The sequence below is a fragment of the Thermodesulfobacteriota bacterium genome (assembly GCA_035559815.1).
Taxonomy (GTDB): domain Bacteria; phylum Desulfobacterota_D; class UBA1144; order Nemesobacterales; family CSP1-2; genus DATMAT01.
The window spans coordinates 83,357-97,735 of record DATMAT010000037.1; the positions used below are offsets into that span (position 1 = coordinate 83,357).

Genomic DNA, 14,379 nt, shown 5'->3' on the forward strand with positions numbered 1-14,379 from the left:
CATATGAACATACTTTATTCGCCATTCGTCGAGAGCTATCTCTATATCTGTCTTTTAAAAAGTACTTGACTCGAAGAACACATATTGCCGCTGCCCCACGATAGGCTCTATTTGATAAGTACTGAGTGTAGAGAAATTAGGAGGATGGAAAACATTGGCCCGGTCCGAGGGGAAAACTAATTGTAGAATAAAAAAAACTTTTTTTTATCACTGCATAAAAGTTTTTATTTATACTCTTTATGTCCTGTTTATACCTAAAGCAGTCTATGCCGCCGTTTTTAATGTTCCCTCCGGAAACGTACCTGCCCTGGTCGAGTCAATCAAGGTAGCTAACACCACTGCCGAAGATGACACCATTTTTCTAGAGGCTGGAACCTACACCCTGACAGGAGTAGACAACACAACCGACGGCGCTAACGGATTACCCTCCATAATCAGCAACATAGAAATCATCGGAGACGGACCCGGCGTAACCATTATTGAGCGCGATTCAACCGCTGAACCTTTTCGTATCTTTCATATCGCCGATACCGGCACCCTGATTTTAGAAGGCTTAGCTATTACCGGTGGTCTCGTAGAATGCTGTGATATCGGTGGAGGTATCTTTAACGACGGATCCTTAGTCGTAACGAACAGCGTAATCTCCGGCAATTCTGCCGAGTTCGAAGGAGGTGGACTAGCCGGCAATGGAACAGCAACAATAATCAACAGCACCGTTTCCAATAACTCCGCACAGGATGGAGGCGGGATCTTTGGCAGCTCCGTGGATATTACGAGCAGTATTATTTCAGATAACTTTGCCCAAGGTTTTGGCGGCGGTATAGACGGAACGGTGAATATCAAGGACAGCCAGATATTGAATAACCAAGCCGGTTTCTTGGGCGGAGGGATATTCGGTACTGTAACTATGAAAGACAGTCTGGTCGCCGGTAATAGTTCGGATTTTAGGGGTGGCGGCATTGCTAATATCGGGACATCCAACATCACGAATACCACTATATCCGGTAACGGTGCAGAGTTTTCGGGTGGGGCGATATCGAACTCCGACTCGTTGACTCTGACTAATAGCTCCATCTACGACAACTCCTCCGGCTTTGGTGCTGTCGTAGATAACACCGAGAGTCTTTTGGTCGTGTTGAATAGCACTATTGCCGACAATAACGGCGGTGGAATTGAAAACGTAGACGCTATCACCACTATAATCAACAGCACTATATTCAATAACGAATTCGGGGTCGATAACTTTAACGGCTCTGAGTTTTTTGGTGTCGTGGAGATACAAAACACCATCATTGCCCTTAATAATTTAGGTGATTGCTTTGGCCCTATCACCTCGCTTGGGAATAATCTCATCGGTGACAGCTCCGGTTGTGACCTTAGCACCGGCCCGGATGACCGGTTTGGAGACCCGGGCCTCGGAGATTTCACCGATGACGGTACTCCCGGCAATGGGCATTACCCCCTTCTTGCCGACAGTCAGGCAATCAACGCCGGTAACCATGATGTTTGCTCAGATATACCGATACTGGCTGCTGACCAGATTGGGCAGAAAAGGGTAGGAGTTTGCGACATTGGGGCAATTGAATCCATAATCAACATTACTGATATAAACGGGATTGTTAAATTCGAATCCTTGCCAAAGACAATCCAACAGATAAAAAAGAAAAAAGCATGTCCGGGCACTTATCCTTGGAGATTCAGGTTCCGGGCTAAGCTCACAAACATCAGCGATAATATGCTCTCTGATATAGTGGTTAGGCTCAAGGAAAACTCGCCGAAGGATGCCAAAATAACGATCACGGTCCTGAATAAGGCAGGGTATAAAGATGCTTTACTCGAGCCAGGAGAAAGTGCACAGGTCAGGTTTGAATTATGTTTCAAGCAGAAGTTTAACAGCATTGGCCTCGACTTATTCAAGGCGGCGCTTGGCTTATCTCACCTGGCTGATTTGGTAGATGTGAAGGGGTCGGTGACAGAGCCTAATGAAGATGAAAATACTCTCTAACTCATCAAGCAAATAGGACCCTACCTAGAATAAAAACTACTTGACTCCATATTATTAAACATACAGAAGTTCTAATACCATATTCCCCGGATTTATTTTAAAATTTACCGTAAGTCCTCCAAGAGGCATGTATGAAAGCGATCAGAGACGCGGCGAGGGTTGCAATAATAGACTGCATGGCAATCAAGCCTGGAGAAAAGGTCCTAGTCATAACCGATGGCCTGCTTAGAAAAATCGGCTATGTCTTATGGGAATCGGCAAAAGAGATTGGAGCCGAGGCCCTGATTGTAGAAATTATCCCGAGGGGATCACACGGAGAAGAACCGCTCAAACCCTTGGCTGAATTCATGAAACAAGTAGATGTTATAATCGCCCCTACCTCAAAATCACTAAGCCACGCTGACTCTAGGCGAGAGGCTAGTAAGAATGGGGTAAGGACTGCCACCATCTATGTAGATGACGCACTAATAATGGGAAGGGGGAAATTCCTCATTTTTTAATCCGGTCTAGCAGTATGCGGAAAGACGAATCTGGGCGTCACTACACATAGGTAGTTTTCAAAAAGCTTAAGGTTGCCTTTTGAATTGTTCCTAAATTTATAGCATTAAATAAGAAAAAGTAATTCTTTGCCCTAACCTATCACCAGTTCATACAATACCCGACCCAGTTCCTCTATTTTGTACGGTTTTGCTATTACTCCCTTAAATCCGTATCTTTTGAACTCGGCCATGACCGGGTCATTAGAATAGCCGCTCGAGACAATGGCTCTAATTTGCGGGTGTAAGCGGAGTAGCTTCTTCATCGCCTCCTTACCACTCTTCCCTCCGGGTATGGTCAAATCCAGTATGACTGCGTCGAATGGTTCACCTGATTTTAAGGCTCTCTGGTATAGCTCTATCGCCTCTTGGCCATCTACGGCAAACTCAAACTCATAACCAAGGTGAAATAGCATATTTCTAAGAACCCTTCTAACTTCTTCCTCGTCGTCCATGACCAAAATCTTGCCGCGTCCCGTGAGCAATTGTTCCTTCTCCACACCGTTTTTTGTCGAGGGTTCTTTCTCCGATGCCGGAATATATATGGTGAACGTTGTTCCTACACCGAGTTCGGACTCCACCCTAATCTCTCCCTCGTGGTTCTTGATAATAGAATACGCAGTCGCAAGCCCTAGCCCGCTGCCCTTTTGTTTAGTCGTGAAGTACGGCTCGAATATCCTTTGAAGATTTTCCTTCGGTATGCCGATTCCTCGGTCTTTCATCGTTATCCTTATGAATTTACCATGCTCCGCCGGAAAACCCTCGGAAGAGCTAGTCGACGGCTTGAACCCCGCAACATTCTCAGCCCTTACTTTTATAATCCCGCCGTCAGGCATGGCCTGGCAAGCGTTTATAGCTAAGTTACTGAACACATGGCTGATTTGGCCCTCGTCCACTTCCACCGGCCAGAGATCATGAGGGATTATAAACTTGCACTTGACGTTGGACCCGGTAAGGGCAAATTCCACCGCGTCCTTCAACACTTCGGCGATAGAGGTGGTTTTTTTGATCGGTACTCCCCCGCTCGCAAATGTCAGGAGCTTATCAGTCAGCACTTTTGCCCGCAGTGCCGCCCTTTCCACCTCCTCAAGCCTCTTGAACAAACTAACCTCCGGGTCTGTAACCATCCTGGCCAGGGAGACGTTACCCAATATGACCGTCAATATATTGTTAAAATCGTGCGCTATTCCGCCGGCAAGAACACCCAGGGACTCTAGCTTTTGAGTTCTATTCAATTTCTCCTCTAGTAGTTTCCTTTCCGTAATATCCAGTAGTGCAATTCTAAAATGACGAAAATTACCTTGACTGTCAAACACGGCCACCCCCTTCAGTTGGGCATGAAACGTCGCTCCATCCCTTCTCAACATCCTCACTTCAGCGGTCTGTTTGGCGGCAGATTCAATAAGATTTTTGCGAATAGAATAGAACCGGTCGTGGCTGTCGGCCAGCACGTATTGGGAGAATCTTTTGTTAATTAAATTTCCCTTCTCTACTCCCAATAAGGCAGCGCCGGTAAGGTTTACATCCTGGATAATCCCTTTTTCGCTTATGGTAAAATACCCCACCGGGGCGAAGTCATACAAGTCGGCGTATTTATTACGGGACTCTTCTAGCTCCGATTGCGCCCGACGAAGCTCTTCGTTCTGTATTTCGAGTTCAATTTGATGCACATGAAGTTCATGTATCAGTTTCTCGATATCGGCCGTGGAAAGCCGATCTAAACGCGGATAGAACCAGGGATCCAGATTCTCCGATTTCCCTTTCAACAGTTCTTCAGCTCGTCTGCGCAGGCTACTCTCCTCTTCCTTTGGTCGATTCTTTTTTTTCATGGGCTAACCTATGCAATGTAAAATATAAAGCCCCTAAAAATAAATGGCTATAGCATCCGAAAGACTGTCGCCCCGAATACCATGACTCGGTCAGTAACCCCGTTCCTCCTTAGCCCGGTCTGCACGAGTTACGCCGAAGCCTATCCCGAGCATTATAGACGGAGTAGGATAATGAAGACTTCAAGAAATCCATGCTTCGACAAGCTGTATGAGCGAGTACTTATCCGCTAGAATGACTGATGAAACGAACCTCCCGAAGTTTATCCCAATAACTTTTATGGAGTCAACCGAAATACGACCCAGATTTAAGTAACTAGAGATATCCCCTCCTGATTATTAAACCGGATTTCGACCGGTGATGTCTTCTATAGCCAGCAAAATCAGATTCTCCTGCGGGCTGGAAAGGTTGATTAATCGGGCATTGAGAAGCATGGTCTTACGTCCGATTTTCTCGAATTCAGACTCAACCTTAAAGTCGTTAAAGTAGGCTTTGTTTGGAATAACGTCGTGGAGTAATTGCCTCAAGGCCGGGATGTCCCATTGGCCATTACCTAGTTCATAAATAAGCTTTCTTTCCGTCTCCTCTTTAATGACCCGAAAGGTGCGATAGAAAGATTCGTTTGCATACACTACGCGGAGGTCCTCGTCCAGAATTATCAGGGGTTCACGCACCGTGTTCACGATACCCTGGACAAAGTCGAAGGACCTCTCTACCGTCAGAAGGAACTTCTTCTGGTCGTCGATGTCAACGAAGGTTAAGACGACGCCATCAATTACGTTATCGCTTGTTCGATAGGGCATAATTTTCATCCTGTACCAATGCCCATCCTTTGTCTGTACCTCCTTTTGCACAAAAACGAGAGACCTAAGCACGCCTTCGACATCCTCGATCAGATTTTCATAGAGTAAATTTGATGCGATATGGGCGATCGGGCGACCGACATCCGAGGCAATCAGGTTTATTATTTTATTTGCTTCAGGAGTAAACCTTTTTATTTTTAGGTTGTTACTCAGAAAAATCGTCGCTATTTGAGTGCTATCGAGCAGGTTTTTCATATCATTATTAATCTCGGTCAATTCATCTATCTTGCCCTGGAGCTCGGAATTAACGGTCACCAGCTCTTCATTCAAGGATTGAGTTTCCTCTTTTGCCGTCTCCAGCTCTTCGTTTGTGCTCTGTAATTCTTCGTTTGATGATTGGAGCTCCTCGTTTGTAGACTTCAACTCCTCGTTAGCCGTCTCCAGTTCTTCGATCGTAGTTTGGAGGCTTTCCTTTGTATACTTTAGCTCTTGCTCCAGTTCTAGTATGCGTTTTCTGGAATCCCTATCCCCGGTAATTTTGCCTTTACTTATCTCGCTGTCTTCGACGCGTTTTACGTCCTCAAATATAACCATGATCAAACCATCGTTTTGAGCGAAAACGGGAACTGGCTTAATGGATAGGTTGATTAACTGGTAGCCGCCGTTGGTATGGACTCTCACATTCTTGCTTACTACCCCACTTTTCTGGGACAGGTACTTATGTATGGCACGCTCAAGGGGAGTTTTCAGCCCCTCTCTAGCCATGGATATTATATTCATCTTGGCTATCCCGGAGGAGGGTTCAAGATATTTTCCAGTGCGGCCGTGAATATAAATGATGTCGCATTTCTGGTCTACTATCACACAAGGCGGTGCGTATTTATCCAGCAGCATTTTCTCTATATAATCAGAAAGCCCGACGGTCTTATCTCTCTTTTTCACCTCACCGGCGGTGACCTCTGGAGCATTGTAGGAAACCGGCAGGGTTGGGAACTCCACTGCTGAATGACTAGAGGCCAACATATCTTTACGCTTGAAGAATTTCCATTTCTTATCGAACGTATCAAAGAGGTCGGTAAAACCCCCAATTGTTTCGGAGGACCCCAGGAAAAGGATGCCCTCGGGCTTAAGAACATAGTGAAAAAGCGGTAACACCTTCTTTTGTAGTTCGGCATCAAAATAAATCAGCAGGTTACGGCAGCTTATCATATCCAGCTTTGAAAACGGGGGGTCTTTTATGACATCTTGAGTAGCAAAGACCAACATCTCTCGAATCTCTTTGTTAATATGATAGGTGTTACCTCTCTTGGTAAAAAACCGCTTCAAGCGCTCCACAGAAACATCCACAGCGATGCTGTCTGGGTAAATACCCTGCCGGGCCGTTTCTATGGCATCTTCATCGATGTCCGTGGCAAAAATTTGGACTTTGACGTCGAAACCTTCTTTCACAATATACTCCCTGAGTGTTATAGCGATTGAATAAGCCTCTTCTCCAGTAGAGCATCCAACCACCCAGATGCGAATATTATCATCAGGAGATCTCCCTTTAAGTAGATGCGGATATACCTTTGTCTTTAGCACATCAAAAGCGTCCTTGTCTCTAAAAAAGTTGGTAACGCCGATTATTATCTCTTTAAAAAGCAGGTTAATTTCATGGGGATGTTCCTGCATGTAGCGCACATAGTCCGATAATTTATCTACCTGATGAACACCCATACGGCGCTCTATCCTTCTCAGAATGGTGTTCTTCTTATAAAGGGAGAAGTCGTGCCCGGTCTGGCTGCGAAGCAAAATCAATATCTTTTGCAACGAGTCCGGCATCTTGGCGGCAGTCTCGGAATCTTTCTTGACGGCCCGAACCTTTGAATAACTCACATATTTAATTAACGCCTCAGGCATTTTTTCGGGGGGTAATACATAATCTACGAGCCCCGTATCAATAGCGCTTCTGGGCATACCGTCGTATTTCGCGGTTAGTGGGTCTTGAACCATCACCATGCCACCGCTTCCTTTAATCGCCTTCAAGCCAACCGTACCGTCAGTACCGGTTCCAGATAGAATTATGCAGATAGCCCTTTCACCTTGATCATCCGCTAAACTCCTCAAGAAATAATCGATCGGGTGTCTTTGACCTCGGGGCGCTAAAGGCTCCATCAAATGTAGCCTTTCCTGCATTACGCTCAGGTCATTATTCGGCGGGATCACGTAGATAGTATTCGGGCGTATCCTCACGCCGTCCTTGGCTTCTATAACCTCCATCCGGGTGCACCTTTTTATCAGGTCGACCATGATGCTTTTATGGGTGGGGTCTAAATGAGGAACCAATATGAATGCCATACCGCTATCCGGGGGCATATTCCTGAAAAACTGCTCAAATGCCTCTAGTCCCCCGGCAGAAGCACTCATGCCTACCACATGGAAGGAATTTGCCCGCTTCTTGGCTCCGGGACTTAAGACCGGCTTCTTCTTGTTCACAGTTTCTTTTGTTTTTATCTTTTTGATATTAGAGTCCTTATTCCTCCTCCCTTTTGGATCTTCTTTTTTTCTCCTTTCTCTCATATCCGGCACCTCGTACTACACTATAATTACACTCTACTACATTTTGATTAAGAAATCACGATTAATATGGATAGTAGGAAACAGGAAGGGGAATTCTATTCAGGATTCGTAAGGAATGTATATATGCGCCCCCTAGGCTGTTTGTAAGGCAGGTTACCTCTGGAAATACATAAGACAAAAAACACGAGCCTTTCCACCCATGTTTTGCTCAATCCCTTGAAACCAGCATTGTCCTCCCAAGGTTATCAAGCACGGTCATTGAATAGCAGGCCCTCGGAGAAAACTATAATTTTCTGTGGTAAATTATGATTGATGTTTTCAGAGGTAAAAAGATTTGTTTTTCTCAACCCTCCAGGATTGTTGGAAGGCATATTAATCTCTCTTTTAATCATCATAGTCCTATACAGTTCGATAAAGAGCACAAGGCTACTGAGCTCGCCTAAAAAAAGAATCATTCTTATTTCCCTCCACTTAATTTCTTTTATTATGCTCTTTTTTATACTGTTAAATCCGGCTCTAAGGACCGAGAATTATGAGGAAGAAAAACCAAAACTGGCTATCCTGGTCGATAACTCCTGGAGCATGAACCTCCCGGCAGAAGAAGAAGGAAACTCAAGAATCAATGCGGTAAGGGATTTTTTCAACCAGCATGAACATTTTTTCTCCGAGGTCGAGGAGAATTTTTTGGTAAGCCATTATGTATTTGATCAATCGCTAAAACCGGTCTCATCCGATTACATAAAGACGTACGAGCCGAACGGGGCAAGCACCGATATAGCTAACTTAGTCGCTGAGCTAAAAGATAAGCATGAATCGGGCGAACTCGACTCGGTAATCCTGTTCTCCGACGGCGCCGATACGAGAAATAAAGCGGGGGACGCGGTTGAACTTTCAAAAAACTTGGGTTTCCATATATACACCGTTTCTTCTTCTTTAGATGATACGACCGGTGATGTATGGATTGATAGGGTTAAAGTTAGCCCGGTAGCATTCGTAAGATATCCGGTTTCGGTTGAAATCGTGGTCAAATCCAAAGGGCTTGATAATGAGAACATCCCCATCACCCTTAAAGAGGGGGATAAGCTTGTCTCCATACGGGAAGTGTTCTTAGACCCGGCCTCGGCGGAAGGAAATATAAGCTTTGTGATTCAGCCTACTAACGTCGGGAGAAAAATTTATACGGTTTCTATCCCGGTTATCTCCGGGGACTCTATAAAAGAAAATAATCAGAAGTCCTTCGTGGTAGACGTCATCGTTAACAAGATTAGAGTCCTACATATAGCCGGTAGTCCTTCCTGGGATGTAAAATTCCTGAGACGGGTGCTCGAAAGAAATCCCAATATTGACTTGGTCTCTTTTTTCATCCTGAGAGAGGCAACCGATTTGGTATTCGCCTCTCAGAACGAACTAAGCCTCATTCCTTTCCCCGTAGACGAGATATTCGGGGAAGAGCTTGGGACTTTTGACGTGGTGATATTCCATAATTTTGACTTTCGTCCCTATGGCATCTATGGCTACCATCTGGACCGACTTAAAAATTATGTAACCGAAGAAGGCGGAGCTTTCCTGATGATAGGAGGGGATAGGAGTTTCAACAGCGGGGGCTACGGAATAACACCCCTGTCCGATGTACTTCCGGTCGAGCTTGACTATGTCCCGGCAAGCATTGAGGACCCCCTCAGTGAAAAGGAGTTTTATACCACGCTCACCTCGGTCGGAGCAAAACATCCCATTACCAACCTCATCCCTGACCAAAAGGAAAATCTAGATAACTGGAAGGAAATGCCCGCACTTGACGGGATAAACCGGGTCCAAAGACTGAAGCCCAGTGCCTTGCCTATACTATCTACACTGGAAGGAGACCCCATCTTAGTCATAAGTAAAGCCGAATCCGGAAAAGTGGCCTCATTCCTCTCAGATTCCTCTTGGAAATGGGCTTTCGTTCGCGGGGGAGAGGGAGAAATCGCTCCCTATTATGAGAAATTCTGGAACCGACTCCTTCTTTGGCTGATTAATGACCCGGAACTTAAGGAGGTAAGAATAAAGACGGATAAGCCTTCTTATAACCTTGGGGAAAATCCGAGAGTAGATATTCAGGTTTTTAACCGTGAAGTCGATGAACAAAAAATGAAATCCGTAGCCACTTTTCCAAATTTAAATCAAGTCGAACTAAAAGTTGAAAAGAAATCCCTTGATCGGTTCAGCTCTGAAATCCAGCCGGAAGAATACGGGATTTATAGAGTAGACGTGAATTATGCTGAGGAAACCGGCGTAAAATCAGACAGCAATCAGGATGAGACCCTGTTTTTAGTCGAACCTCCAGAAAATGAAGTTAGGGGACCTACCGCTGATGTAAACTTACTCAAGAGAATAGCAGAAAATACCGGTGGACGTTTTATCACTGTTAGAGACAGTCCTCAACAGCTTCAAATCGATTTTTCCCCAAAAAAATCCATAACCGGCTATAAAACGGTTCGGATATGGGATAACCCTTGTTTCTTTGCCTTGCTTGTTGCCATTTTTTCTTCAGAGTGGATACTTCGAAGAAGGTGGGGACTTAGATAATTTCGGATTGTAGATTTTGGAATAATAATATAGAAACAATTGGTTAGGTCATCTCTACAATTAAATAATACGGGGGAAGAAAATTGCTTCTGGCAGTGGACATTGGGAACACCAACATTGCATTCGGCATATTCAAGCGAAAGGAAATTATAAGCCACTGGAGGATAGGAACCGATAAGACCAAAACTGCGGACGAATACGGGGTTCTTTTCAGAAACCTGATTGAGATAAGGGGGATCAGCCTGAAATCGATCAAAGGTGCGGCGATATGCTGTGTGGTGCCTCCTCTTCTTGAAGTTATCATCTCCACACTAAAATCCTATTTCGACGCCAACCCGGTCGTGGTAGAGCCTGGGATAAAAACGGGTATGCCCATACTCTATCATAATCCGAAAGAGGTAGGGGCGGATAGAATCGTAAACGGAGTCGCTGCTTACGACCAGTACAAAAAGAGCGTGATAATCGTGGACTTCGGTACGGCGACCACCTTTGATTGCATATCCGAAAGAGGCGAGTACCTGGGAGGCGCGATAGCGCCGGGGCTGATTATCTCGGCAGAGGCCCTTTTCGGAGCGGCATCGAAGCTCCCAAAAGTAGAAATCATGATACCCAAAACGGTCATAGGAAAAACTACCGTGCACAGCATACAGTCTGGACTTGCTTTCGGCTACGCCGGTCTAGTCGACGGGATTGTGGAAAGGATTAAAAAAGAGATGGGCACTCATTCTAGGGTCGTGGCCACCGGTGGGCTGGCTAGCCTTATCGCCCCGGAAAGCAGGACCATTGAAGAGGTAGATGAGTTTCTCACCTTAAAAGGGCTCAGGTTGATTTATGAGTGGAATGCAGCTTAGGTTTATCATTCAAAACCATAAGACAAATCATCCACACTTTGACCTCAGTCTGGAAATAGATGGAGCCCGGATGACCTGGATTCTTCCCAAGAGAGTTCCGATTAAAGGCCGCGAGATAAGATTAGCCATAAAAGATAAGGCAGAAAGGCCGAGCTCTTTTGATTATAATACGGTTGTGGATGACGGATACGGAATGGGGGAGGCGGAGGTATGGGATACCGGAACTTATGAGATAACCAGTAAGAATAAATCAAAGATAGAATTCGAGGCAAAAGGCGAAAAATTTGCCGGAAAGTTTATTCTTCTGCTACCGAGCTGGGGGAGATGGTATAAGAAGAGATTGTGGACTTTGATCAAAATATAGTAGTCCCTTGATGATTGAGCACATGGTTTTCTTAGAATCAAATTAAAATCCACTTTGACATACCAGGATTCGATAGCTAATCTTAAAAGGTTTAAAATATTAGCATGCGTGTCAGCATATTATTGGCTTTTTTCTTAATCCTACATCTTTTACTTCCCTCGCTGGCTAAACCCGAAGAACTGAGAAGCGACCTCACAGTTATGGAGGCGATGCAGGAGGAGCTAAACCGCTCCTGGACCAAGCTCCGGCTCGACGGCTACGAATCACCTTATTTCATTAGCTACCAGATTAAAGACAACGCCTACTACAGCATAGAGGGAAAATACGGTGCAATCGTATCGTCCGAGCAAAATCGAACCAGGCGTCTCTTCGTGGATGTACGAGTGGGGAGTTATCAATTCGATAACTCTATACAGGGACAATCCGGAGGGAAGGTGCCTTTCTACAACGCTTCTTATATTCCCATCGATAACGATGCCGACGCGATAAGAACGGTCCTTTGGCAGGTGACGGATTATACCTACAAAGAGGCGCTTACCCAGTACTTTAACAAGAAAGCAAACCATGTGCAGAAAGTAGAAGAGGAAGACCTGCCCAGTTTTTCCCGCGAGGAAAGCAATACTTACTACGGTCCCGAAATCGACCTGGTGTTTGACCCAGTAAAGTGGGAGCATAGGATAAGGGAAATCTCCGAAATATATAAAAACTATATGGACCTGATCGATGCAGATGTAAGCATTACCGCCCAAAAAGAGACGACCTATTTTATCAACACCGAAGGAACCAAGTACATAAGAGATGAAATACTCTATTCCATCGATGCTGAGGTGATGACCAGGGGAGAAGATGGAAAAGTCATCAGAAATTATCGGAATCTTTACTACGTGCTTCCTGGAGACATCCCTAACATAGAGAAAATAAAATCTATGCTAAAAGAAATGGTCGAAGAAACCCTAGAGGTGAGGAGGGCTGAAGTCCTTCAACCCATTACCGTCCCCGCCATACTCGAACCGGAGGCGGCCGGGGTAGTATTCCATGAGGCAGTGGGACACCGGCTCGAAGGGGAAAGGCAAATCGATGACCGGGAAGGACAAACATTCAAAGAAAGAATCGGACAGAAAATAATTCCTAATTTTCTATCTATAATTGACGACCCAACCCAAAAGAGTTTTAACGGGGTTCACCTCATTGGATACTACCCGTTTGACGACCAGGGAATTCCGGGGCAGAGGGTTCTTTTAGTAGAGTACGGTATTTTGAAGAATTTTCTCCTTTCCCGGACCCCTATCAACGGTTTTTACAAATCAAACGGCCATGGTAGGGCCTCTTACGGAAGGGCGCCGATGGCTAGAATGAGCAACCTTATAATAAAATCCAGCAAGGAATATCCGAGGGAGAAGCTCAAAGAGCTTCTCATAGAAGAAATTAAACTACAGAAGAAGCCCTTTGGACTGATAATAAAAAGAATGCAGGGAGGCGAGACAAACACCTCTTCCTACGATTTCCAGGCATTCAAGGCCACGCCGTTGGTAATTTACAAGATTGATCCCTTAACCAAGAAGGAAACCCTGGTCCGAGGGGTAGAGATAGTGGGAACGCCCCTAGTATCCATTAACAAGATTATTGCTACAGGGAATGATTATGCAGTATTCAACGGCTTTTGCGGTGCTGAATCAGGATACGTTCCGGTCTCTACAATTGCACCTAGCGTACTAATTTCGGAAATCGAGCTTCAAAGAGTATCGGAGAAGAAGGAAAAATTGCCCCTTCTCCCGCCGCCTTTCTTGGACGGCAGTAAATAGCGTTGTTCGCTCAAAACTACTTATTCCTCTTTTCGGAAATCGAGCATGGGGAAAAAGAAATAGATGCCCAAACTATTACAAATTGCACAGTTAGGCCATCAAATTCTGAGAAAGAAAGCTGACCCGGTTAAAAATGTTAAAGATATTTATATCCAAAATTTGATTGACGATTTAATAGCGACGGTTGTAGAGGTAAACGGCGTGGGGATTGCCGCTCCCCAGGTTTATGAACCATACCAAATCTTCGTCATTGCATCCCATCCAAACCTGCGTTATCCCGACGCTCCCAAGATGGAACCTATCGCCATAATAAACCCGAAGATTAATTCTCATTCCGAAGATTTGGTCAAAGATTGGGAAGGTTGTTTGAGCATTCCCGGGATCAGGGGTCTCGTCCCTCGTTATAAATCCATCTCGGTGGAGTACACAACTAGAAACGGGGAGAGAAAAGAAAGGGAACTTACGGACTTTATCGCCAGGATTTTTCAGCATGAATACGACCACCTTAACGGAACCGTATTCCTGGACCGCCTGGAAAGCAACAAAGACATCATAACAGAAAAGGAATATCAGAAGTTGATTTTTAGAGGTCAAAGAGACTGAGTCAGGTTGAACAAGAAGCAAACTGGTTCTCATATCTAACCTCCATTTCTAAGTCCCTTAATCTCGTGCCTAAATAGTGGCGAGAAACAAAAGGAGTAAAAATGGACAGTTTTACCATTAATCACCAATCTCAAGCATGAATCCTCACACTTCCAAATCCAGTTGTTATTTGTTACTATTGAGAATATTTTTTGTACAAATCCTTCGAAAGGAGTAACCCAATGGCAGAAGAGGCTAAAACCATTTTAGACCTTCTTAAAGAAAAAAGAGCATTTTCTCCCCGAAAAGACTTCGTTGAAAAGGCCTATATAAAAAGTGACTCAGTTTATAAAAAAGCGGAGCGTAACCGGGAGGCATTCTGGGAGGGTTTTGCAAAGGAGCTTCACTGGTATAAGAAGTGGAAAAAGGTGCTCGATTGGAAAGCGCCATACTCCAAGTGGTTTGTTGGAGGGAAAATAAACGTC

General features: G+C 44.9%; 10 protein-coding genes. 8 read left to right on the forward strand and 2 right to left on the reverse strand.

What is annotated here, in order from left to right; all coding sequences use genetic code 11:
• The first annotated feature begins 154 nt into the window (after positions 1 to 154).
• Together VNN20_10685 and VNN20_10690 are read left to right on the forward strand one after the other, a co-directional pair.
• Complete coding sequence (locus VNN20_10685; protein HWP92646.1) at positions 155 to 2,005, forward strand: right-handed parallel beta-helix repeat-containing protein; 1,851 nt, start codon at positions 155 to 157, stop codon at positions 2,003 to 2,005.
• 131 nt (positions 2,006 to 2,136) lie between these two features.
• Complete coding sequence (locus VNN20_10690) at positions 2,137 to 2,505, forward strand: hypothetical protein (protein ID HWP92647.1); 369 nt, start codon at positions 2,137 to 2,139, stop codon at positions 2,503 to 2,505.
• A gap of 131 nt (positions 2,506 to 2,636) precedes the next feature.
• Here VNN20_10690 and VNN20_10695 read toward each other — a convergent pair whose 3' ends face one another.
• Together VNN20_10695 and VNN20_10700 are read right to left on the reverse strand one after the other, a co-directional pair.
• Positions 2,637 to 4,370 carry an ATP-binding protein gene (locus tag VNN20_10695; GenBank protein HWP92648.1) on the reverse strand — a complete coding sequence of 578 codons (1,734 nt, stop codon included), beginning with the start codon at positions 4,368 to 4,370 and terminating at the stop codon, positions 2,637 to 2,639.
• A 336-nt stretch (positions 4,371 to 4,706) separates the two neighbouring features.
• The gene (locus VNN20_10700) at positions 4,707 to 7,730 is read right to left on the reverse strand and encodes a CheR family methyltransferase (protein HWP92649.1); all 3,024 of its coding nucleotides are present in this window, start codon (positions 7,728 to 7,730) and stop codon (positions 4,707 to 4,709) included.
• A 360-nt stretch (positions 7,731 to 8,090) separates the two neighbouring features.
• Between VNN20_10700 and VNN20_10705 the strand changes: the two genes are divergently transcribed.
• The 6 genes from VNN20_10705 to VNN20_10730 form a co-directional block, all read left to right on the forward strand.
• Positions 8,091 to 10,295: a glutamine amidotransferase gene (locus tag VNN20_10705; protein ID HWP92650.1), complete on the forward strand. Its 2,205-nt coding sequence runs from the start codon at positions 8,091 to 8,093 to the stop codon at positions 10,293 to 10,295.
• Positions 10,296 to 10,378: 83 nt separating this feature from the next.
• Complete coding sequence (locus VNN20_10710; GenBank protein HWP92651.1) at positions 10,379 to 11,146, forward strand: type III pantothenate kinase; 768 nt, start codon at positions 10,379 to 10,381, stop codon at positions 11,144 to 11,146.
• Positions 11,127 to 11,510: a DNA polymerase ligase N-terminal domain-containing protein gene (locus VNN20_10715; GenBank protein ID HWP92652.1), complete on the forward strand. Its 384-nt coding sequence runs from the start codon at positions 11,127 to 11,129 to the stop codon at positions 11,508 to 11,510. The genes VNN20_10710 and VNN20_10715 overlap by 20 nt, the downstream gene beginning before the upstream one ends.
• A 104-nt stretch (positions 11,511 to 11,614) precedes the next feature.
• Positions 11,615 to 13,312 carry a TldD/PmbA family protein gene (locus VNN20_10720; protein ID HWP92653.1) on the forward strand — a complete coding sequence of 566 codons (1,698 nt, stop codon included), beginning with the start codon at positions 11,615 to 11,617 and terminating at the stop codon, positions 13,310 to 13,312.
• A gap of 63 nt (positions 13,313 to 13,375) precedes the next feature.
• Positions 13,376 to 13,915 (forward strand): peptide deformylase, encoded by a 540-nt coding sequence (gene def, locus VNN20_10725; GenBank protein HWP92654.1) that lies wholly within the window; start codon positions 13,376 to 13,378, stop codon positions 13,913 to 13,915.
• Positions 13,916 to 14,136: 221 nt separating this feature from the next.
• Positions 14,137 to 14,379 (forward strand): acetyl-coenzyme A synthetase N-terminal domain-containing protein (locus VNN20_10730; GenBank protein HWP92655.1); only part of this gene is annotated, 243 nt, incomplete at its 3' end.